The 23,465-nt window shown below is 48.7% G+C and carries 15 protein-coding genes; 11 read left to right on the top strand and 4 right to left on the bottom strand.

Annotation, left to right across the window (positions count from 1 at the left end; translation table 11 throughout):
- Positions 1–43 precede the first annotated feature (43 nt).
- The 9 genes from AB6B37_RS11300 to AB6B37_RS11260 all read left to right on the top strand — a co-directional run bounded on the left by AB6B37_RS11300 (position 44) and on the right by AB6B37_RS11260 (position 15,712).
- Positions 44–3,250, top strand: a complete 3,207-nt coding sequence (locus AB6B37_RS11300) for a TonB-dependent receptor (protein WP_371395907.1) — start codon at positions 44–46, stop codon at positions 3,248–3,250.
- Positions 3,251–3,390: 140 nt separating this feature from the next.
- Positions 3,391–4,140 carry a FadR/GntR family transcriptional regulator gene (locus tag AB6B37_RS11295; protein ID WP_371395906.1) on the top strand — a complete coding sequence of 250 codons (750 nt, stop codon included), beginning with the start codon at positions 3,391–3,393 and terminating at the stop codon, positions 4,138–4,140.
- 143 nt (positions 4,141–4,283) lie between these two features.
- The gene (locus tag AB6B37_RS11290; RefSeq protein WP_371398445.1) at positions 4,284–6,527 is read left to right on the top strand and encodes a polysaccharide lyase 6 family protein; all 2,244 of its coding nucleotides are present in this window, start codon (positions 4,284–4,286) and stop codon (positions 6,525–6,527) included.
- Positions 6,527–8,719 carry an alginate lyase family protein gene (locus AB6B37_RS11285; protein ID WP_371395905.1) on the top strand — a complete coding sequence of 731 codons (2,193 nt, stop codon included), beginning with the start codon at positions 6,527–6,529 and terminating at the stop codon, positions 8,717–8,719. Before AB6B37_RS11290 ends, AB6B37_RS11285 begins: the two co-directional genes overlap by 1 nt.
- Complete coding sequence (locus AB6B37_RS11280) at positions 8,720–9,097, top strand: cupin domain-containing protein (RefSeq protein WP_371395904.1); 378 nt, start codon at positions 8,720–8,722, stop codon at positions 9,095–9,097.
- A 120-nt stretch (positions 9,098–9,217) separates the two neighbouring features.
- On the top strand, positions 9,218–10,099 hold the full coding sequence (locus tag AB6B37_RS11275; RefSeq protein WP_371395903.1) for an NAD(P)-dependent oxidoreductase: 882 nt from the start codon (positions 9,218–9,220) through the stop codon (positions 10,097–10,099).
- 29 nt (positions 10,100–10,128) lie between these two features.
- Positions 10,129–11,166: a PfkB family carbohydrate kinase gene (locus AB6B37_RS11270; RefSeq protein WP_371395902.1), complete on the top strand. Its 1,038-nt coding sequence runs from the start codon at positions 10,129–10,131 to the stop codon at positions 11,164–11,166.
- Positions 11,167–12,525: a polysaccharide lyase family 7 protein gene (locus tag AB6B37_RS11265; protein ID WP_371395901.1), complete on the top strand. Its 1,359-nt coding sequence runs from the start codon at positions 11,167–11,169 to the stop codon at positions 12,523–12,525.
- Positions 12,526–12,721: 196 nt separating this feature from the next.
- Complete coding sequence (locus tag AB6B37_RS11260; RefSeq protein WP_371395900.1) at positions 12,722–15,712, top strand: TonB-dependent receptor; 2,991 nt, start codon at positions 12,722–12,724, stop codon at positions 15,710–15,712.
- 60 nt (positions 15,713–15,772) lie between these two features.
- On the opposite strand, the gene pdeM is transcribed toward AB6B37_RS11260, so the two are convergent.
- Together pdeM and AB6B37_RS11250 are read right to left on the bottom strand one after the other, a co-directional pair.
- Entirely contained in the window at positions 15,773–16,471 is a 699-nt protein-coding gene (gene pdeM / locus AB6B37_RS11255) for a ligase-associated DNA damage response endonuclease PdeM (RefSeq protein ID WP_371395899.1), read from the bottom strand.
- Positions 16,461–18,965, bottom strand: a complete 2,505-nt coding sequence (locus tag AB6B37_RS11250) for a ligase-associated DNA damage response DEXH box helicase (RefSeq protein ID WP_371395898.1) — start codon at positions 18,963–18,965, stop codon at positions 16,461–16,463. Before AB6B37_RS11250 ends, pdeM begins: the two co-directional genes overlap by 11 nt.
- A gap of 34 nt (positions 18,966–18,999) precedes the next feature.
- Between AB6B37_RS11250 and AB6B37_RS11245 the strand changes: the two genes are divergently transcribed.
- On the top strand, positions 19,000–20,022 hold the full coding sequence (locus tag AB6B37_RS11245; protein WP_371395897.1) for a ligase-associated DNA damage response exonuclease: 1,023 nt from the start codon (positions 19,000–19,002) through the stop codon (positions 20,020–20,022).
- Positions 20,022–21,608 (top strand): cisplatin damage response ATP-dependent DNA ligase, encoded by a 1,587-nt coding sequence (locus AB6B37_RS11240; protein WP_371395896.1) that lies wholly within the window; start codon positions 20,022–20,024, stop codon positions 21,606–21,608. The genes AB6B37_RS11245 and AB6B37_RS11240 overlap by 1 nt, the downstream gene beginning before the upstream one ends.
- A 74-nt stretch (positions 21,609–21,682) precedes the next feature.
- On the opposite strand, the gene AB6B37_RS11235 is transcribed toward AB6B37_RS11240, so the two are convergent.
- Both AB6B37_RS11235 and AB6B37_RS11230 read right to left on the bottom strand, forming a co-directional pair.
- A complete protein-coding gene (locus tag AB6B37_RS11235; protein WP_371395895.1) occupies positions 21,683–22,621 on the bottom strand; it encodes a HupE/UreJ family protein in 939 nt (312 codons plus the stop codon).
- 56 nt (positions 22,622–22,677) lie between these two features.
- On the bottom strand, positions 22,678–23,421 hold the full coding sequence (locus tag AB6B37_RS11230) for a peptidyl-prolyl cis-trans isomerase (RefSeq protein ID WP_371395894.1): 744 nt from the start codon (positions 23,419–23,421) through the stop codon (positions 22,678–22,680).
- Positions 23,422–23,465 lie beyond the last annotated feature (44 nt).

Below are 23,465 nucleotides of genomic sequence, written 5' to 3'. Positions count from 1 at the left end.
CTTCTAGTTTTAATTACAAAGTCAAAATTCTCAGGGGATATCAATGACAACACCTTCCATATTTTTGCCTGCCTCACAGTCAAAGTTTAAGCCCGTTCTAAAGGCTGCTTTGTTATTAAGTGTGGGGGCTTCAACGCTTGCTTTTTCACAAGCCGCTGTTGCGCAAGACAATGACCCAGACGAGGTTATTGTCACAGGTACACGCCAAGTTATTCAAGATGCTATCGCGTTAAAGCGTCAAAGCACACAAATCGTTGATGGTCTATCGGCTTCTGAAATTGGTGATCTGCCCGCGCTCTCTATTGGTGAAGCGCTAGAGACTGTCACAGGTGTTGCGTCTCACCGTGAAAACGGCGGTGCAACTGAGGTATCGATCCGGGGTCTTGGGCCGTATCTTAGCTCAACAACATTTAACGGCCGCGAAGCAACGAATGGTTCTGGTGACCGCTCTGTTAACTTCTCCATGTTCCCGTCCGAGTTGATGAGCAAACTAGCGATTTTCAAAACACAAGACGCCAGTCAAATCGAAGGCGGTGTTGCAGGTCAAATCCAACTCGAAACACTTAAGCCGCTGGATTATGGGAAGCGCCGCTTTCAGTTTGATTTGAAAGGTAACGTCAACCCTGATCAGCTTGATCAAAAAGATACGCTTGCTGGCGATATCGGTTTCCGCGGTACAGCGTCTTATGTTGATCAGTGGGACATGACAGGCGGCGGTAGCGTCGGCCTCGCGATTGGTGTGCAGCGCAGTGATATTTCACAGCCAGAGCAAGAAGTGCGCTCGACCAGTAACACTAGCGGTTCATCGTTTGCATGTGTTATCAACAGCCCGCTAAACCAAGGTTTTGGGAGCGTCGCGACTAGCCGCGATGATGATTGCGAAGACCAAAACAGCAGCCGTACGCGTGATGACGGCAGCCGTATTCCAGATGGCTATGATACAACTATCAACCCTGCGACAGGACTTGCCTATAGCGACGGCGAAGATTTCGTCTTTGTGCCGTCACAACGTCATTACCGTCAAAATGACACACGCGACCAGCGTGACGCAATCTTTGCAGCCCTGCAATTCCAGCCAAGCGACAGCATGGATATCAATTTTGATGTTCAATATTCAAACCGTGACCGCACAGAAGAGCGCAACGATCTGACTTTTAACGGCCAAAAGCGTAATGACCGCGACATCGACCTACCCGGTAATGAGGGTACGAGCACTTTGGAGCTTCTGGAGCGTAACCCATCGGGTGCCATTACGTCTTTCACCACGGATAACACAATTGAAATCCAAGGCGGTGATTGGGCGCAGAACGAGGAGTATCTTGGTGGCGGTGTGAACGTCAGCGTAGACATCACAAATCGGTTAAATATGACTGCCGATGTATCTTATTCTCGCACTGAACGGACAGAGCAAGAGTTAGCCTATCGTATTCAGTCCAATATTACGCCAGTTATTCAATGGGATAGCGCGAGCGGCATTCCGCAGTACCGTCTGTTTAATGACGAATTTGATGTGGCTGACCCAACAAATTTTGTTGACCGTCTGCGTATTCGTATCGACAACGATCTTCTGCGCCGCAATACATCAACGGCGGGGCGTCTTGATTTCACATATGATCTTGAAAACACAGGCATGTTTAAAGGTCTAGAGTTTGGTGGTCGTTATTCCAGTCTTGAATTCCTGGGTGTTGCGGGCGGTGACCGCAATGACGGCACACGGACAGAAATTGAAATCCGCGATAACAATGGCGGACGTCTATACGTCAATAGCGGCAGCGAATTTGACAGCGACCTGCGCGGGGCGCCAGGCCTGTTAAATATCATCGCGAATTCTCGTGATGCCTGCGGTCAGGACTTCCCAGAAACGAACTTCCTAAGCAGTATTCGCGATGGTGATTTGGTTCAAAACTTCGATAGCGACGGCAATTTGCTAAGCTCCCGTAACTCATGGGCTGTTCTTGATACGACCTGTTTGGTCAATACAGCGATTGATTCGCTAAATGACCTGAACGGCGTGTTGAACGGTCTGTTGTCATCTGGCGATGACCTTGTGCCACTGCTTAGCGCGGGTATTCCGTCGCTAACGCGTGAGACGTCGAGCACGGTTGATGTGACTGAAAATGTCACCGCCTTCTACGCTATGACGAATTACGAGACACAAATGGGCGCTTACCCTGTGCGTGGTAATATTGGTGTGCGTCTGGTCAACACTGAGATTGAATCTGTTGGTTTCCGGCAAGCGTTCAACATCACAAATGAAAACGGCGCCTTCAACGTCGAAAGCGCCGGTGCATCAGAGCGTGTTGTGTCAAAGTTTGATTACACAGAGATCTTGCCAAGCGCTAATGCGATTATCGATCTGAATGATACGACATTAATGCGTCTTGGCGTGTTTAAGGCTATTTCGCGTGCTGACCCATCGGATATGGGCTTTAACCGCAATATCTCATTTGTTGATACGGATGATGATGAAAACCCAATCACATCACTGGATGGATTGATTTCTGGCGTGACAACAAGTGGTAACCCAGCGTTTAAGCCGCTGACATCATGGAACTTTGATGCGGGTGTCGAATGGTATCCAAATGAAGATTCAATCTTTGCTGTTGGCGCTTATTACAAACGCTTCCGCGGCGGGTTTGAAAATGTTGTTCAAAACGAAACATACACAGTTGGTGGTCAAGAGTTGACTTTCCCTGTGTCTGTTCAGCAAGTGAACGAAGACACAAACAACCTTTATGGTTTTGAAGTCACAGCGTCACACCGCTTCTCTTACCTGCCTGGCGCGCTGAGCGGCTTTGGTACGAAGCTAAGCTATAACTACGCTGACACAGATTTCGAATTTGAAGATAGCCTTTATGGTGATCAGTTCACGCGCGGCCTTGACGGTACTGTTACGCAAACGAATGCAGGTATTGTTCCTGCGGCGAGCATCCCAGGCCTCTCAGAGCACGTGTTCTCGGGTCAGGTATATTACCAAATCGGCGACCTGGATTTACAGGGTATCTATAAATACCGCTCTGATTACTTCCAGCCGTTCATTTCTAACGGAACACGTATCCGCTTAATTGGTGACACGAGTGTGTTTGAGGCGCGCGCGTCATATAAGTTGAATGATAACTTCCGTGTATCTGTCGAAGCCATCAACCTGTTTGATGAGCCTAAGCGTCAGTTTAAATGGGTTCCAGATGATATTTACGAGGTCAACTCTTACGGCCCACGTATCTTCTTTGGTATTCGCGGTAAATTCTAGTCCGCTAGATCATTCCATATCTTAACGTCAAAAGGCGCGACATCTTTGGATGTCGCGCCTTTTTCTTTCCAAAAAATAAATTGGTATAGACAAACGCCTTTAGATGCTCATATTGGTATAAAGCTTTGGTGGAGGGACTTATGGCTGATCAACGTCTTTATCATACAGTGGCTAATCAGATTTTAGAGCTTATTGATTCCGGTGTATTCCCGCCGGGTAGTCGATTGCCAGGTGAGCGTGACTTGGCCGAAAAATTTGGCGTGAGTCGCGTCTCCGTGCGTGAAGCTGAAATTTCATTACAGGCCCAAGGCCGTATCGATATTAAGGTTGGGTCTGGCGCCTATGTTTTGGATGGCTCTGGTCAATTGGGGCGGGGTCTGCCCAAAGTTGGACCGTTTGAGCTAACCGAGGCGCGGGCCTTATTTGAGTCTGAAGCTGCCGCGCTTGCGGCGCCTATTATTACGGACGAAGCACTGGAGGCCTTGGAAGGTTACGTGCAAGACATGGTCTCGGGCGATGACGCGAATGACGGTCACCACGAAGAGGCCGACCGGCTTTTTCATCTGACAATTGCGCAGGCCACGAATAACCCCGCTATTATCTATACGATTGAAAACATGTGGAAAATGCGGTCTGAAGCTGCGCAAGTGCAGCGCGTTTATGGTGCGGTGTGTCAAAAAGATGCAGACCACCGGGAGCGTGAGCATCGCCGTATTCTGGATGCGTTAAAGGCCCGCGACTCATCTGCGGCACGGGCCGCGATGCGAGAGCACTTTACACGTATGATTGAAGCGCTGCTTGTCGCCTCAGAGGAGGAGGCTTACCGTGAAGTGAAGCGCAAAGCGTCAGAAAGCCGCTCACGTTTTCTGCTAAGCTCTCAAATAGATTAGCTTAGCCTATACCAATATTGGAATATTGGTATTTAATATTGGTTGACTTGCGGGCTATTTTTCCTGATATTCAAATTATAATAATAATTTGAAATGGGGACATTGTGGCGCTTGCTATAAGCTTTAATATTCATGGTAACGCTTTGCGTTTAGTGCCGCTATCGGTCGCCCTTTTGCTAACGGCATGCCAAGGCGCGCCGACCGCAGAGTTGGGTGTCTATCTAGTTGATACGCAGGCCGCCTATCAAGATGCATTATCAAAAGCGGGCCCTGGCGACACAATAAAACTTGCGGACGGAACGTGGGAGGATTTTGAAATCCTTTTCGTTGGCAAGGGCGAGGCCGATAAACCGATACGTCTTATGGCTGAGACCAAAGGCGAAGTGTTTCTTACGGGGCAATCAAATTTACGATTGGGGGGGGAGTTTCTGGAAGTGTCCGGCCTTGTGTTCAAGGACGGATACACGCCGACGGGCGAGGTCATCGCTTTTCGGCAGGACAAGGAAACATTGGCCAATAACTCTCGGGTAACCGAGGTGGTTATTGATAATTTCAATCAACCAGAGCGCTTTGAGGTTGATAGCTGGGTGTTGATGTACGGTAAGAATAACCGTTTTGACCACAACCATCTTGTCGGTAAGCGTAATAAGGGTGTGACAATGGCTGTGCGGTTGCAAACCGAAGCCAGCCAAGAAAACCGTCACCGGATTGATCATAATTACTTTGGCCCGCGCCCTATTTTGGGATCTAATGGCGGCGAAACGCTCCGCATTGGGACAAGTCATTATTCGCTTAGCAATAGCTATACGGTCGTTGAGAATAATTATTTTGACCGCGCTGATGGCGAGCTTGAGATTATCTCAAATAAATCTGGCGAAAACGTTTTTCGGAATAATACCTTTTTTGAGAGCCGCGGAACGCTAACGATGCGTCACGGCAACAATAACCTGATTGAAGGCAATGTTTTCTTTGGTGGTGACGCAGATCACACAGGCGGTATTCGCGTGATTAATGCGGGGCAAACTGTACGCGGAAATTATATGGAAGGCCTAAAGGGGACACGGTTTGGTGGGGCGCTTGTTGTGATGAACGGTGTGCCTAATTCTAGTATCAACCGCTATCATCAAGTCAAAGACGCGGTGATTGAGAGCAACACGCTGGTGAATAGTGATAATATCCAGCTCGCTGCGGGTAGCGATAGTGAGCGTAGCGCCGTTCCAATTGATAGTGTGTTCAAAAGCAATCTAATCTCTAACGCTGATGGGCGTGATGTTTTCACAGTTTATGATGATGTTTCTGGCATTGCCTTTGACGATAACATTATCGCCAACCGCGATGTGCCAGATTTTGCTGACGGTTTTACGCGTCAAGATTTAACCCTATCACGCGCATCCAACGGCTTGCTTTACCCTGACGCCGATATTGCTTCTGGTGCGCCGCGCGATTTGGTGGTGACGACTAAGGATATGGTTGGCCCCGATTGGTATCCAAAGGCAGAGCCTGTTGTTGCCTTTGGCTCTGGCAAAACCATTGCTGTGAAAGCCGAAGATAATGCGCTTTTTGAAGCTGTGCAAAACGCCTCGGCTGGGGACACGCTTGCCCTTGCACCAGGCAATCATGTGGTCAGTAAATTTATTAAGCTCGACAAGCCGCTAAGCTTTTCGGGTGGTGGTCAGGCAAACGTAAGTTTTGAGCGCACAACCCTGTTTGAAATTTTGGACGGCGGTAGCTTGCAAATAGACGGTCTGAATATTTCCGGCAAAGATAGTCCCGATAATGCGGGGAATGCCGTTATTCGGACAAGCCCTTACTCAATGCTGCAGAACTACCGTTTGGAAATTCTTAATTCCAATTTCACGGACATTGATATCAATCATTCTTTCACTGTTGTAAAAGCAGCTAAGGGCACTTTTGCAGATTATATTTTAGTTGAAGATTCTAGCTTTACTGATGTCACGGGCGCTGTTTTTTCGCTGGATGCTGAGATTGACGATTACGGCATTTATAATGCGGAATATTTAACGATACGAAATTCGACATTTGAAAATATCGGTGGCGATATCGTTGACTATTACCGCGGCGGGACGGACGAAAGCACCTTTGGTCCGCATCTTGAAATCACGAATAGTGTTTTGAAAAATGTGGGTAAAGATAAACGTAACAAGTCAAAATCATCGCTTTATATTCACGGTGTGCAGGTGACAGATGTGTCCAAGAACAAGATAGAGGATAGCGCGCCTTTTGTGATTAATCACACGGTTGGCGAGCCAAAAACAAGGGTCACGGATAACACCTTTATTGCAACGCCCGCTGTCATCAATGTCGAGCTTAACAGCGGCACAGCGCCAACAGCGATTATTGAAAATAATACAGGATTAAACCCGTAATGCGTAAGCTTTCTTCACTCATAATCGCTGGTGGCGTGTCTTTGACTGTGGCTGGCTGCCAGCCATCTCAATCACCCACTGCGCAAGGCTCGGTCGGTTCTAAAAAGGCGAATGTTGCGGCGTCTTCTTATCAGGGGCCAACCTTTGAAGACGATCTGAATGCGGCTAAAGTGCAGCTTGAGGCGCAAATGAAACTGCCTATCACTGTGCCCGTTCCAAAAGATCCCGGCGGCGGTTATACGCATGAAAAGCACAAGCAATATGCGACGCTGATTTATAATGCAGGCCAGATTTACAAGCTGACAGGTGAAAAGCAATATGCCGATTATGCGGGCAAGCTTATGCTCGCCTATGCGAAGGTTTACCCGTCTTGGGCGTTGCACCCCGCCAAGAAAGAGCAGTCCCCAGGCCGAATGTTTTGGCAGAACTTGAATGAAAGCATGTGGTTACTCAATGCCGCGCAAAGCTACGCCGCTATAAAAGATACGCTAACGCAAGAACAGCGGGATTTAATCGAGACAGATTTGCTAAGAAATATGTCGGATTTTCTATCTGATGGCTCGCCCGAAACGTTTAACAAAGTTCATAATCACGGCACATGGGCGACGGCTGCCGTTGGCCTGACGGGCTACGCAATTGGTGATGATGAGTATGTGCAGCAAGCCTTGCTTGGTCTTGATAAGTCAGGCGATGCGGGCTTTCTAAAACAAATGGATAAGCTGTTTTCCCCAGACGGATATTACAATGAGGGTCCGTATTATCAGCGTTTTGCCTTGATGCCTTTCGTGATTTTCGCGCAAGAAGTTCAGAAAAATAACCCCGAGCTTAAAATTTTTGAAAAGCGCGACGGGATTTTGAGAAAAGCAATTTATACAACGATCCAGCAAAATTATGGAGGCCTGTTTTTCCCTATCAATGATGCGATTAAGGAAAAGGGCATCAAGACAAGAGAGCTTGTTCACGGTGTCGCGATTGCTTATGATTTGACCGGTGACAAAGGCCTGCTTTCTATTGGCAAAGCGCAAGGGCGGTTCATGCTAACGCCAGAAAGCCGTAAATTGTCGCAAGACATTGTTGCGGGAAAGGGTGAGCCTTTTAACTACCGCACTATGCGTCTTGGTGACGGTGAAGACGGCACAGAAGGCGCGCTTGATATTATTCGGGCGTCAGAGGATCCCGATGATTTAGTCATCGTTGCAAAGAATACATCCCAAGGCTTGGGTCATGGCCATTTCGATAAAATGGGAATTCTGGTTTATGATGCCGGCTATGAAATTTTACGGGATTATGCCGCCGCGCGCTTCCTCAACGTAGAGGCCAAATACGGCGGGCATTACCTGCCTGAGAATAATAAATTTGCTAAGCAGACGATTGCGCATAACGCGCTCGTTGTTGACGAAACTAGTCATTTTGGCGGCTCCACAGTGCTGGGAAATCAACATTCGCCAGAGCTAGGTACATTTTACGTATCGGACGGTTTGAAGATAACGTCAGCTGAAATTTCGACAGCCTATGATGATGTCCGCATGGTTCGTAACGTTGCTATGATTGACGACCCGGCCTTTACTCGCCCTGTTATTATTGACGTGATGACGGGTCATGCCGATACACCGCATCAATATGATTTACCATTTTATTACAATGGGCATATTGTTGATACGAATTTAGACATCGAAGCCGACACACTTATTCGTAAACCGCTTGGTACGGCAAACGGTTACCAATATTTATGGAAAGTTGGGGAGGCTGACGCGGGTGAAACGTCTCAAATTACCTGGCTTCTTGACCGTAGCTTCTATTCTGTCACCACAGCCGTGCCAGAGAACACAAAGGTTCTTTTTGCAGAAATCGGCGCGAATGACCCTGATTTTAACCTGCGTAATGAGCCTGCATTTATCCTGCGTGCCACAACGACGAACGGCGCTCGCTTTGTGTCTGTGATTGAGCCTCACGGTGATTATAACCCGACCGTTGAGTATACAATCGGGAGCCACAGCCAAGTTGCAGATGTGAAGCACTTTGCTGGCGATAGCGCAGATTATGTGCGGATTGAAACAAAAACTGGCGCTATTGTCGGGTTGGGGATTGCAAAAAGCATGACAGAAGATCAAGCACATAGCGTGTCGGTTGACGGTCAAGATATGGTCTGGACGGGGCCCTATAAAGTATTTCATTCGAATGGAGAGCCTTAAATGCAAAGCGAAATATTTTCATTTCAAAAAGACGTAAAAGTTGAAGATGTTGGCGGCGGGATAACACGTCAAATCATGGGCTATAATGACGACCTTATGCTCGTGAAAGCCATGTTTGAGACAGGCGCAGAAGGGTATCAGCATGAGCATTACCATTCACAAATTGCCTTCGTTGAGAGTGGTGTCTTTGACGTGACGATTGACGGTGTCACAAAGCGCATGAGCGCGGGAGATAGTTTCTTCGTGCCGCCACATGTGATGCACGGTGCTATCTGTATTGAAGCCGGTACATTGCTCGATATGTTCTCGCCGATCCGGGAAGATTTTTTCGAAAATTATTACAAAGGCGCAAAGCCAAACGAAGCGGCGAATGCTTAAAAGCAGACGGCGCGAGGCGTTATCAGTTTCGTTATAGCTACATTGGGCTCTTTAATTAACGCGGTGTGAAAACCGCATCACTCACTCTTTAGATTATACTTGAAAACAGGAATTATAAATATGTCAAAACCAGTCATAGGATTTATTGGCCTTGGCCTTATGGGCGGCAATATGGTGGAAAACCTTCAGAAGCGAGGCTTTGAAGTTATCGTTATGGACCTTAATCAGGACGCCGTTGATGCCGTCCTTGCACGCGGTAATGCAAGCCAAGCAAAGACGCCAAAAGAACTGGCCGAGAAATCGGATATCGTCGAATTTTGTCTCACAACCTCTGCCGTCGTTGAAAAGATTGTTTACGGAGACAATGGCGTTTTAGCAGGTATTAAAAAAGGCTCTGTGCTCATTGATTTTGGTACGTCCATTCCGGCGTCTACAAAGAAAATTGGCGCTGATTTGGCCGCAAAAGGTGTCGGCATGATTGATGCCCCGCTTGGCCGCACACCAGCCCACGCCAAAGACGGCCTTCTGAATATTATGGCCGCTGGCGACAAGGCGACATTTGATAAATACGAAGCAATGCTAAAAGAACAGGGCGAAAACGTCTTTTATCTCGGCGCGCTTGGTGCCGGTCACACAACAAAGCTCATCAATAACTTCATGGGTATGACAACCGTGACCGCTATGTCTCAGGCGTTTGCTGCGGCAGAGCTTGCGGGTGTCGATCGCCAACAGCTTTATGACATCATGTCCAGCGGTCCTTCAAACTCACCCTTTATGAAGTTTTGTAAAAACTACGCGGTAGACGGCGTGAGTGACCTCGGCTTTTCTATCAATAATGCGAATAAGGATCTTGGTTACTTTGCGCAGATGATGTCTGATTTGGGCTCACGTTCACTTGTGGCTGAGGCCACATCAACAAGCCTTCAGGCCGCTGTCGATGCAGGTATGGGTAACGGTAACGTGCCGGAAATTTTTGACTATTTTGTCAAGCTGAAGAAGTAACGGCTTGACCCTATTATTGGATTTTTAAAATGACAGATTTTCTATCTTTCGGCGAGATTATGCTTCGCCTTCGTACGCAGGGCTATGAACGCTTTTTCCAAAGCCCCAGTTTTGAAGCGACCTTTGGTGGGGGCGAGGCCAATGTGGCTGTGTCCCTAACCAATTACGGCCTTGATGCGGGATTTATCTCAGCATTGCCTGACAACGACATCGGGCAGAGCGCTATTAATTCACTGCGCGGCCTAGGGGTTGATGTCTCGAACGTCAAACGCCAGGGCGACCGTGTTGGAATTTATTACCTTGAAACAGGTGCAAACCAGCGCCCATCGAAAGTCATCTATGACCGCGCGCATTCATCTATTAGCCAGTGTAAGCCTGGCGATTTTGACTGGCCAACGATTTTCAAGGGCGCAAAGTGGTTGCACATCACAGGTATCACACCGGCCCTGTCGCAAGATTGTGCTGATCTTTCGTTGGAATGCGTAAAAGAGGCGCAAAAGGCGGGCGTCACAACGTCCTGTGACTTTAACTTCCGCGGGAAGCTTTGGAAATACGGCAAGACCGCGCCAGAGGTCATGCGAGACCTTGTCAAGCATATCGATGTGGGTATTGCTAATGAAGAAGATTGCCAGAAATCACTGGGTATTTCAGTCGACGTCGACGTTGAAAGCGGAAGCGGACATCTCGATTTATCAAAGTATGAAGAATTGTCGCAAAAAGTTCTGGATATTTATCCGGGCATGTCGACGATCGCCATTACTCTGCGCGCGGCCGTTAATGCCAATATCAATGGATGGTCCGCTTGTATGCGTGACCGTAAAAACGGCTTTCTATCGTCTAAGAAATACGAACTGACAGATATTGTTGACCGCGTTGGCGGCGGCGATAGCTTTGCGTCTGCTTTTATTGCAGGGATGAACCTCTATGAGGACCGTCAGCAATCCCTTGAGTTTGCGGTCGCGGGATCCGCGTTGAAACACTCCATACTGGGTGATTATAACCGCGTGTCACGGGCCGAGGTTGAAAACCTCATGGGCGGCGACGGCTCTGGTCGCGTGCAGCGCTAAATGCGCCGCAGACTATCATCTTTAATTTTGGGGGCAGGTCTTTCTTTGGGCCTGTCCTCTCTTGCTATTGCCCAAACAGCTTTAATGGCGGATGGTGGTTTTGAAGCGGGTATTGGCGCATGGGCAGAACACGACCCTAACGGTAAAGACGTTTCCATATCGGGCGATGCTTTTTTGGGCGAAAAATCGGTAAAAATCTTAAGTAAAGACGGCAATATCCAACAGGCCATACAATTGGCTCCAAACCAACCTTACACGCTTTCGGCCCATATAAAGGGTAGCGGCGTAATTGGGGTTAAGGTCGGGAAAGAAATATTTTTTGACGCGAATATGAAAGCCAAAAAATGGTCACCGGTATCGGTTACATTTGAGAGTGACGACACGGGCCTTGTTTACGTCTTCGCTAGCGGTCGCAACAAGGGCGCGCGATTTGATGATTTCGATGTTTCCCCTGTAGACGGCGAGGCCGAGACCAGCACGCGGTTCATTAGCCGCGAATCAGGCGGCTACGGTTTATCGCCAGATTTTACGCCCGGTCAAAATTTTGATTTACTCGGCTGGACGCTCAGCGTGCCTGTTGATGAAAACAAAGACGGCAAGGCGGATAATATAAAAGAAAGAGACCTTGCGGGCGGCTTTACCATGAAGCCGTGGTTCTACACGGGCGATGATGGCGGGATGGTCATGCGCGCCCCTAATAAAGGGCCGACAACATCTAAGAATACCAAGAATGTGCGGTCAGAGTTGCGCGGCATGTTACGTCGTGGCGACAGCAGTATTTCGACACGCAATAATGACGGCACGCCTAACAAGAACAATTGGGTCTTTTCGTCTGCACCCCAAAAAGCCAAAGATAAGGCGGGCGCCGTGGACGGAACGCTGACGGCGACCTTGAAAATAGACCGCACAACGGAAAGCGGCAAGAAAATTCATCACGGCGTTATTGTTATTGGGCAGATACATGCCAAGCATGACGAACCTGTGAAGCTTTTTTATCGTAAGCGCGCGGGGCATAAAAACGGCGTTATCTTTGCATCCCACGAACCTTCTGGCGGCGATGATATTTATTATGATTTAATTGGCGAGCGTAAGAATTACAAAGACGACCCAATGAACGGTATTCCGCTTGATGAGGTGTTTAGTTACGAGATTAAGGCGCGAGGTAATTTCATTGACGTGCGCATCATTCAGGACGGAGCTATTATAGCCGCCCACACAATCGATCAAACGGGCAGCGGATATGATGCCGCTGACGAGTTCATGTATTTCAAAGCGGGCGTTTATAATCAAAACAATACAGGTCGCGCTGATGACTATGCGCAGGCCACGTTTTATGAGGTTAAGGCGTCCTTTGATTAGGTCAGCCGTCATTATCTCTCGCGACCCTTCAATATCTTAAGCATTAAATACATGCAGACATTAAATTGGTAGGACCAATTTAATGTATATTGGTTTAATTAAGTGGTTGACAGAAGGGGGCGATTGGCTCCATTCATTGGTATAAATTACAATAAAAATGTCATAATACTAACATTATTCACCACAGGGGAAAATTATGTCGAACTCAACACAACCCGCACGTCAGAATCGTGCATTATGGCTCCGGCTATCATTGCTCGTTGGTACGGGTCTTACAATGATGGCAACATCAACAGCTGTCATGGCGCAAGATAACCCAGAGGACGAGATTATCGTTACGGGTATTCGCGCCTCTCTTGAAAATGCGCTGATTGAAAAACGCAATGCCGATAGCTTGATTGAAGTTATCCGCGCCGAAGACATTGGTAAGCTTCCTGATCAAAACCTTGCCGAAGTTCTAGAAAATATCACAGGTATCCAAATCACGCGTACAGCCGGTGTTGGTACGGGCGTACAGATTCGGGGTTCAAACTCTAACCGCGTTGAAATTAATGGTATTTCCTCAGTCGGTTCTGGCGCCGGTCGTAACGGCATAAGCTTTGAAGATGTAAACCCTGCAATCATTTCCTCTGTGGAAGTTATTAAGGCCCCCGAAGCCAAGACCATTGAAGGGTCTGTCGGCGGAACAGTTAATCTTAAAACAATCCAACCGCTAGATCTTAAAAAGCCGTTGATGAACATCCGTGTTCAAGGTGAAGACAGTAGCCTTAGCGTCGAAGGCATTAAGCCCCGTATTTCTGGCGCACTTGGTAACCGCTGGGACACTGGCGGCGGTGAAATTGGTGTTGTTATCACGGGTAGCTACACTGAACAGGAAGCTGTTTCTTTCCGTCCGCGCGTTGACCGTGATAACCTGACTGTCAATCCAGCGGTCGGCCCTACAGCCTATCAAGGTGTTCAGTTCCTTGTTCAGGAACAAGAGAACGATGACTACGAAACTCTAAACTTGGCGTCGACTGTTGAGTGGGCACCGAATGAAGAGCTTACGCTTACGGCGTCTGCGATTATCAATAATCAAGAGCGCAGCCGTGACCAGTACCGTCTACAGGCGTCTGGTATTTCGGGCCTAAGAACCCGTCCTGAAAACGCGCCAACAGAATTTGAAACGCTGGATTACACCGCGATTGGTGGTCCTGTCCTAGAAGGTGCGCTGGTTGGTATTATCGAACCTGGTCCAACAGATCACGATGGTAACCTGCGCTTTTCGAGCGAAACTGCGGCGCGTGTCACTGACAGTCAAATCTTCTCATTAGGCGGCGAATGGACCCGTGGTAACTGGGACGTGTCAGCCGAACTGGCTACATCATCTGCTGACTCGTCGACGCCGACATTCAACACGACAGTCAACTTTATCAACCCGAACTGTATCAATGTCGACAGCCGGAATGATAACTGCACACCATTCCGTTATGATTTGCGCAATGATCAAATTCAGTGGGGTATCAACTTTGATTCGCCAACTGCGCCGTCACTTGCCGATCTAACGAACCCAGACAATGTGATGCTGGATCAGGTCGATGTGGGTCGTAATACAACAGACAACGCCGAAAGCGCAGCGCGTCTTGACGTTGCCTATGACTTTACAGACAGCAAATTTGGTGACTATTTGACATCTGTCGAAGCGGGTATTCGTTTCAACAAATCAACACATGAATTTATTGATATCGATGACCGTATTGGCGGGTTTAGCCAGGCAGAAGATGCGCCTCGCGGCTCAGCGTTCTCTGATATCCTTGTTGTTGGTCCCGATAACTTTGGTGATGCGGACGGACGCGACTTGTTTATCAGTGACTTCCTGCTTGTTGACCCGGATCTCTCATTCTCTGATCCAGACGCAGTTTTGGCTTCACTGGAAGCCGCGCTGGCCGCGCACCGTCTTGCGAACCCAAATGCCGATGGTGATTTGACGCTCAACTTGTCAGAAGATTTGAACGCTTATCGTGATATTAGTGAAAAAACGACGGCGCTTTACGGCCAAGCCAACTTTGCCAGCGGTATCTTCCGCGGTAACTTGGGTCTTCGTTATATCTCTACTGATATCGATTCAACGGGCTATGCGCCATCCATTAACGGTGCTGCACGTCAGTTGGAAACAACAAGCGGTAGCTATGAGTTTTTCTTACCGCGTTTCAACTTGGTTGCAACGCCGTCTGACGAAGTCGTTCTGCGCCTTGGCTATGGTAAAGACGTACGCCGTCCTGACTTTAGTTCACTGGCGTCTGGCTTTACCTTGGACAACCAAGAAAACTCAGCTGTTAGCCTTGGTAACCCAGGTTTAGAGCCAGAAGAAGTGACGTCGTTTGATGTCTCTGCTGATTGGTATTTCGCCCCGTCAGCTGTCTTTAGTATTGGTTACTTCACAAAAGACCGCACAAACATCTTTGGTCAGAACTTCGAAGGCGCCGCCCTTGTTGCTGACGTCAATGATGTGAACGGTCTGAACGGCACAAGTGACTTGGTTCGCGAGTCTGGCCCGAACTGTTCTTCTGGTTTCTTCAACCCGACAGTTCAGCCAAATGTGCTTGGTGATCCAAACTCAACTGGTCTCTGTGTAGATTTCACGCAGCCGGGTAATGATCCGTCTGTCACAACACAGTCTGGCGTTGAAATGGCGCTTCAATATGACCTGTCGTCTTTTGAAGACCGTCTCGGTTGGGCATCAGGCTTTGGTGCGGCTGGTAACTTGACGCTTCAGAAGTTCTCTGGTGGTACTGTGGTTGATACAACATCGGGTCGCGGCTTAACCGTTCTTGGACCGCTCAGCGTTCCACGCGGCCTCCTGGATTTCTCTAAAACAGCCTATAATATTACAGGTTACTATGAGAAATATGGTCTACAGGCTCGCGCACGCTACACATGGCGTTCAAGCTTCCGTACAAATGACTTTGGCGGTGGTGCTAACACATCGGGTAGTTCAACACTCAGCTTCCCTGTGCACACATTAGCGCGCGGACAGCTTAACGCTTCTATCAACTATGACGTTACTGATAACTTCAATATCGGCGTAGAAGCGACGAACCTGACTAAATCAGGCATCATCCAAAAATGTGCTACGAAAGAAGGCCCAACATGTTTCGTTGGATTGCCTGATCGCCGCATCATCTTTGGTGGTAGCTACACTTTCTAGGGTCGTCACCTAATCAAATTTAAAGGGGTGCTGTTCGCAGTGCCCCTTTTTTATTTTTGGTTATAAGCTTGGGTAAGCTTGCACAGAGTTTTCGCTTAATTGAAAAATATCCTCGCCGTCCGTGGCGTAATATTGGGCCGGCGCATTCAACACATCTGTAATGGCGGTGTGGGTCACCCACAGACCACCTGTATAGGTGCCAAATGACGGCATGATTATCCTGTCGTCAGAACAGGCAAAACAGGGCTTCGATAAATGCCGCCGCCGTAGCTTTATCTTTGCTTTGGGATGCAAGTGCCCGCAAATATTCACGCTCTCGGCGCCACCTGTCGGCAGATGGGTCAATAAAAACCCGTCAATGGTTAAATGGTCTTGTTGCTGCCCAAGCAGGCTTTGCGGAATATCAGGGTCGTGATTGCCGAGTATCCATGTGAACTCTGGCAAAGATTTAATCATATCATTAATGGCCCGGCTATGGCCTTCGGATAAACGCAGGCCCGCATCAATATCGTGGAAACTATCCCCCAAAGCGACGACGTGGCTGGGTTCATAGTCAGAAATCACCGCGGCTAAGGCGTTAATCGTGTCTTGGGTGTCATAGGCAGGCAATGGTGCGTGGCCGTTCATTTGCAAAAAACTGCCTTTTTCAAAATGAAGGTCTGCGACCAGGAGTGTCTTGGACTTTGGTAGAAACGCAACCTTCCGCCCGTCGAAAATAATTTCGCCCGCTTGTGTTTGATGGATGACCTTATTTGGCACGAGGTTGCACCATTTCATTAAGTGAGTGCTGCACGTCAGAGAGTAGCGCCTGACCTCTATCCACGGACGCTTGTTCTAATAGAGCTTTGTCTGCGGAGCCTTGAATATGTTCGCGACCCAATTGCAACATTGAGGGAATAGACAAAGGGGACGCATGGGGAAGAATTTTCACCTCTATTTTTCCTTGAATATCCATCATCCAGTCCCGTAAACGATCAATATCTAAAAGGTCACGCTCGGCTTCTTCCCTCGCGATACGCAGTAAAATGTGATCAGGCTCATATTTCATGAGAACATCATATATTAAATCTGTGCTGAATGTGACCTGCTTCATAGACCGTTGCGCACCAGGCAGACGTTGTTCTGTCAGCCCCGCAATTGTTGCAATTTTACGAAATGACCGCTTCACCATGGGGGAATTTATAATCCATTCGGTCAATGCGTCATCTAAAATGTCTGGCGTCAGAAGGGCATGAATGTTGTTCACGGGCTCTAGCGATGTAATTGTCAGAGCATAATCTGTAATACTAAAGGTCAACGGTTTTAGCCCGACCTTTTCCATGCGTTTGGTAAGCAGAAAACCTAGCGCTTGATTAACTTTACGGCCTTCAAAACTGTGCAGAACAATGACGTGATCATCGCGGTCAAAAAATGCTTCGACTAATACACCTTGTGCCTTGGGCAGCGCAGAAAAATCTGATTGCAATTTCAACCAGTTTTGAATTTGGCTAGGCAATCCGCTCCAATGGGACGGACTAGACACCATTGTTCTTACCCCGTCCGCCAAATAGCTTGATAACGGCATCATACCGCCCGCAAAGGCAGGCACTTTTGGCCGCGCGCGACGTGCGGGGCTGGCCTGTATCGCCATCTCTCTGACGCCGTGATATTTTAACACTTCGCCAGCAAATATAAACGTATCGCCGGGGTTAAGATGCATGACGAAACGTTCTTCAATCTCGCCGACAACGCGACCCCGTTTTGATATGGGGCTTGCCATACGGCGCACTTTTAACTTGGCATATTCAACGATGGTGCCGATATTCATACGGTGACGACGCGCTTGTGCTTGTGTTGCAATGGCATATCCGCGTGAGCTGTTCTTAAGGCGGTGGAACCGCTCATATGTCTTAAGTGCGTAACCGCCGTCTTCCGCAAAGCGCAATAGCGCATCAAAGTCCGCTTTTTTCAACTTTGAATAAGGTGTTGCACTGCGGATTTCTGCGAGCAATTCGCGCGGTTTGACTTTGCCTGAACAGGCCCGGTTGACGATATATTGGACAATGACATCCATGGAACCCGTGCGGTAATCTTCGCCGTCACGGTCACCGCGCTCAATGGCCTGAATGGCAACTGCACATTCGACGGCCTCTAGCGGATTAGTCGGCACCATGACCGCTTTTGACGGCTCGTCCAGGCGGTGGTTAGACCGCCCAATGCGTTGTAATAGGCGGCTTACTCCCTTGGGCGCACCGATTTGCAGGATCATATCAACATCACCCCAATCAATGCCCATCTCTAGCGCGGATGTTGAGACAACGGCCCGCAAATGCCCCTCCGCAATCAGGTTTTCCGTTTTCTGGCGGCGGTCTCGCGATAGCGACCCATGATAAAGCCCAATGGGGAGGTTATCATCATTGACCTGCCATAGATGTTGAAACAACAATTCTGCCTGTGCGCGTGTGTTTACAAACACAATAACGCTTTTCGCCTGTTTAATTTGTGCGTAGATATCGGCCACAGCAAAGCGTGGATTATGACCGCCCAGCGGAAATTTGACGGTTGGTTCTAAAATATCAATTTTGGGTTTGGCGGCTGATTCTACGCTATGGAGTGCTGCGGGGGTCCCACTTGCGCCTAACCACGCGGCGGCATCCTTGGGTTTGGCAATCGTCGCTGATAGACCAAAGCGAATGTGATCTGGGGCCAGGGTTCTTAGTCGCGCGAGCGCAAGACTTGTGAAATCCCCGCGTTTGTTGGTTGCGAAACTGTGCAACTCATCAATAATCACGGTCTGTAAGTCTGCGAAATAGTCCGCCGCGTTTTCATAAGATAAAAGCAGCATGAGGCTCTCAGGTGTTGTCAGTAAAATATCGGGCGGCGTTTTGCGTTGTTTTGCGCGTTGATATTGTTTGGTGTCCCCCGTGCGGACACCGATTTTTATCGGCAGCTCCATGTCCTCAACGGGGCGCATTAGATTGCGTTCAATGTCATTAGTTAGTGCCCGTAGGGGAGAGATATAAAGTGTATGGAGTTTTGCAGGGTGCACCGCTGGCTTCAGCGACAGATCTATCAAGCTGGGTAGAAACCCCGCCAGTGTTTTACCGCCGCCCGTCGGCGCAATCAAAAGAGTGTCTTCGCGCCGCGCGTAAGCCCCCACCATATAGGCTTGATAATCGCGCAGCGCCCAGCCTTGGCCTGTAAACCAATCCTGAAAAGCTTTGGGAACATCATCCATTAATGATGCGTTTGTCGTATGTAAGTTGGCGCGCATAATCCTATGTGGGTTAAAGACTGGATACGTATTGATGAACGCCTCGGTTGAGAATTGGATGCAAGTAAAACCGCAGGGCCTGTATTGCGCCCCAGCGGATTGCTTCATTGACCCGCATGACGCAGTTGACCGCGCGGTTATCACCCATGGTCACGCAGATCATGCGCGCGCAGGCCACGGAGCCGTTTTCGCAACGCCAGAGACGATTGATATCATGCGAACCCGTTATCAAGAGGCTTCCGTTGCGGGTGGCGTGCCGCTACCTTACGGGACACGGCAAGATTTGGGCAAGGGTGTGACACTGTGGCTGGCTCCCGCAGGTCATATTCTGGGCTCTGCGCAGGCTGTGTTAGAATATGACAGCAAGCGGGTTGTTATCTCTGGTGATTTTAAACGTCATCCTGACCCGACATGCCCGCCGTTTGAAGTCGTACCGTGTGATGTCTTTGTGACAGAGGCCACCTTTGCCCTACCCGTTTTTAAACATCCCCCATTAGAAGACGAAATTGCCAAATTAATGCGGTCATTAACGACCCTGCCAGACCGCACTCATATGGTCGGGGTTTACGCGCTGGGAAAGTGCCAACGTGTTATGCTGGCCTTACGCGCTGCGGGATATGAATATCCGTTCTACATTCATGGGGCCTTAAAAAAACTGACCGAGCTTTATGAAAGTTATGGTTTTGACTTTGGTGACTGGATACCCGTATCGGAAATATCTGTGAAAGACCGGGATATGCTGCGGGGTAAAATTGTGCTTTGCCCACCGTCAGCTCTCGCAGACCGTTGGTCGCGGCGTATGCCCGACCCTCTGCTGACTATGGCATCGGGTTGGATGCAAATCCGCGCAAGGGCACGACAAAGACGCGCGGAAATGGCGCTGATTGTCTCTGATCACGCGGATTGGGATGACCTTATTGAAACGGCTGTTGCCACGGGTGCGCCCGATGTTTGGATTACTCACGGCCGGGTGGAGGCCCTTGAATATGCCCTGCGTGCGCGCGGTATTAATGCCAAAGCGCTTAACCTTATCGGGCGAGACGAGGAGGCGGATTAATGGAGCGCTTCTCGCAATTACTCGATGATTTATATTTTACAAATTCTACCAAAGCCAAAGAGGCAATACTCGCGACATATCTTTTGGAAACGCCAGACCCAGACCGCGGCTGGGCTTTGGCGGCCATTGCGGGCACGCTCCGTTTTGATCTGTTCAAACGTAATCTGACCAAGACGATGATGGCAGAGCGAATGGCTCCGTTTTTATTCGACATATCCCGCGATTATGTGGGCGAATTATCAGAAACGGTTGCGCTGGCTTGGCGCCCAAATGATGATGCCAAACGCCTTAACCGTCTACCAAGTTTGTCCGACGTTATCACAGAATTCCGCGCGCGCGACAAAGACGGGATTAAGGATTATCTCGCAGAGCTTCTGGATAATATGACGCCGCCGCAACGTTGGGCTTTGCTAAAGCTTGGAACGCGTGGGCTGCGTATTGGTATGTCTGCACGTTCGGTAAAGCGCACTCTTGCCAATATGAACGATGTCGATGTTCAAGTCATAGAGACGCTTTGGCACGGCATAGAGGCGCCTTACCAGACACTATTTGCGTGGATAGACGGGGCAGGGGATATCCCCGATATTTCCGATGTTTTGACCTATTCCCCCGTTATGCTGGCGCATCCTATCGAAGACAAAGACTTCGCTCGCATTAGTCCGACGACGCATCAGGCAGAATGGAAATATGATGGTATCCGCGTGCAAATCGCGTCTAATGAAAACGGGGCCAAACTGTTTTCGCGGAAAGGCGATGATATATCCCGAAGCTTCCCTGACTTGCTAGAGGCCGTTAATTTTCACGGCGTCTTGGACGGGGAATTGCTGATCCATGTGGACGGCACAATCGGACGGTTTAATGATTTGCAACAGCGGCTGAATAAGAAGGCCCCAACCAAAGCGCTGATGAACAAATTACCGGCGCATATGATGGCCTATGATATATTGCAGCATGGTGCTGAAAACCTACAAGTTCTGCCGCTTGCTCAACGTCGGGCAAAATTAGAAGCTCTCATTGCGTCTCAAAACGAAAACCGATTTTCCTTATCCGACGTGCTAGACTTTCAGACCCCTGATGACCTCTCAAAATTACGAGACGATGCGACGCAAACGGGCGGCCTTATAGAAGGCATTATGATAAAAGATAAGACGTCCAGCTATGTTGCTGGGCGGCCAAAACATGCATGGTATAAATGGAAACGAGAGCCATTTTTGCTCGACGCCGTTCTGATGTATGCGCAGCGCGGACACGGTAAACGGTCATCCTTTTACTCGGATTATACCTTTGGCCTGTGGCATGATGATGGGCGTTTACTGCCGATTGGTAAAGCCTATTTCGGGTTTACAGATGAAGAAATGAAAGACATCGATAAATGGATTAGAGTCCATAAATTGCAACGCTTTGGCCCTGTTCAAGAGGTCAAAAAAGAGCTCGTTTTTGAAGTCGCCTTTGATAGCGCCCACGAAAGCCCGCGGCATAAATCCGGTTACGCCCTTCGGTTTCCACGCATCCATCGTATACGGTGGGATAAACCAGCCGGAGATGCGGATAAATTGGCGGCTCTGGCTGCCCTAGTTGGAACATAGCAACGGTGAATAGGCGACGTTTCTGCCGCAGTATAATTTGACAGCATCATTTGAACGCACCACTTACATTTCTCTTAAATGACGCGTTGAATGAGCCAGAACATAGCTAGGGCTCCGATGTAATAGCTCGCTGCAATTTCTGTAAAGCGGCGTATCTTCATTTTTTGAATGACGAATAAAGCGATTAATAAAACAGCAACAAAGGCTAGCTGACCAAATTCAACACCAAGATTAAATGTCAGAAGCGCGGTTGGTACATCTTGCTCTGGCATACCTATATTTGACAGCGCACTGGCAAAGCCAAATCCGTGTAAAAGGCCAAATGCAGCAGCAACAATCCAAGGGTAGCGTTCTGCAAAGCGGTCTTCATTTGGGTGTTTAGCAATTATTTCTGTCGCTAAAAAAACTATAGAGAGGGCAATTACAGCCTCTACAGGCGCAATAGGTAAACTGACCCAGCCCAAGGTCGTTGCGATTAGAGTCACAGAATGGGCGAGGGTGAAGGCGGTGATGGTCTCGATAATGCGCCGTGCGCCTGTGATTAATAAAACCAAGCCTAGAACAAATAAAAGATGATCAAAGCCAAACCAGATATGCTCAACGCCCAAAATAAAATAGGTTTGAGCAACATCCCAGCGGGATGGTTTGACCGCAAGCGTGACAAAGGGTGTGCTGGCTGTCGCGCGCAAAGTTTGCTGTTTGCCAGCATGGGGCTGAAACCGCACCAGAACGTCTGTGAGTGTGGCGTCCAATCCGTTGAACGAAATCACGCTGCCTCTAATCGTCGTGTCGCAGGATACGCCATAACGGCTAATCACGGCGTTACCGCTATTTTTACGCTCAACATTTGAGGACAGAACGCAATCAGTCGGAAATTCTGGTGATACCGCCAGTGGCACGCCCATACGGATAGGGGCTTTCCAGACAAGATCATAGGAGAATGTAGTCGTATCAGAGGCGGTGACGACGTGTTCGTTCACTTCTAAATAGCCGGGACGTATTTCATGCGCCATGGCTGCATTGGAAAACCAGGAAAGAACGATGATGATTACAAAAAACAACGCCCGCATTATTCAGACGGCATTTCAATATCAATGTTGTAATTGGACATCAGCGTCTCAAAACTTTTGTTTTGTGCTTTTAGCTTTTCAGCGGATTGCCAATCGCGGGCGACGGCGTCTTTCACGCTATCAAACGGGCGTGGGCCACCGTCATCTGTCTTATTTATTTTAACAAGATGAAGGCCAAAACCTGACTCTACCGGGCCTCGCCATATCCCTTCGGGCAAGTTTTGGATTTCTGTCCAGAACTGCGATCCAAATACGCGCGCGATTTGTCTTTCATCGGCATCGTCTAAGGTCGGGGGTAAAGCAATGCTGTCTCCCATGCTGTCGGAACGGCCAGATAGGCTAAGCGTAACAAGGTCTGTTTTGGCGCGGCTTTTTTGGTTGGCTTTGTAATATATATGATCAATGTCAAAGACCGCACTTTGCGAGTATTTTCGCTGATTAGCGTTATAATAGGCCCGCAGTGTGGCCTCGTCAGGGATGACATCATCAATTATATCGGCGGAGAGAAACTCCATTTTTTGACGCAGACGACGACGTATCACCACGTCATTTTGTTCTAGTCCCAAACGGCGCGCTTCGCGGTAATAAATTTCTTCTTTGATGTGATCGCGCACAAGGCCTTGCAACTCTTGATCGGACGGGGGACGGCCCCACGTCTTTGTCCAAAGCCCGACCATGCGTTCGACTTGCGGAACGGTCACGACAATCGAATAGCTATCATCCGACGGTGCCTGTTCGCGCATGGCGTCCCACGCAAATATCAAAAGTCCAAGAAAAGTGAAATGCA

It is taken from the genome of Fretibacter rubidus, from assembly GCF_041429785.1.
GTDB lineage: Bacteria > Pseudomonadota > Alphaproteobacteria > Caulobacterales > Maricaulaceae > Fretibacter > Fretibacter rubidus.
The sequence above is the reverse complement of the archived record's forward strand: the minus strand, read 5'-3'. Positions and strand labels throughout refer to the sequence as shown.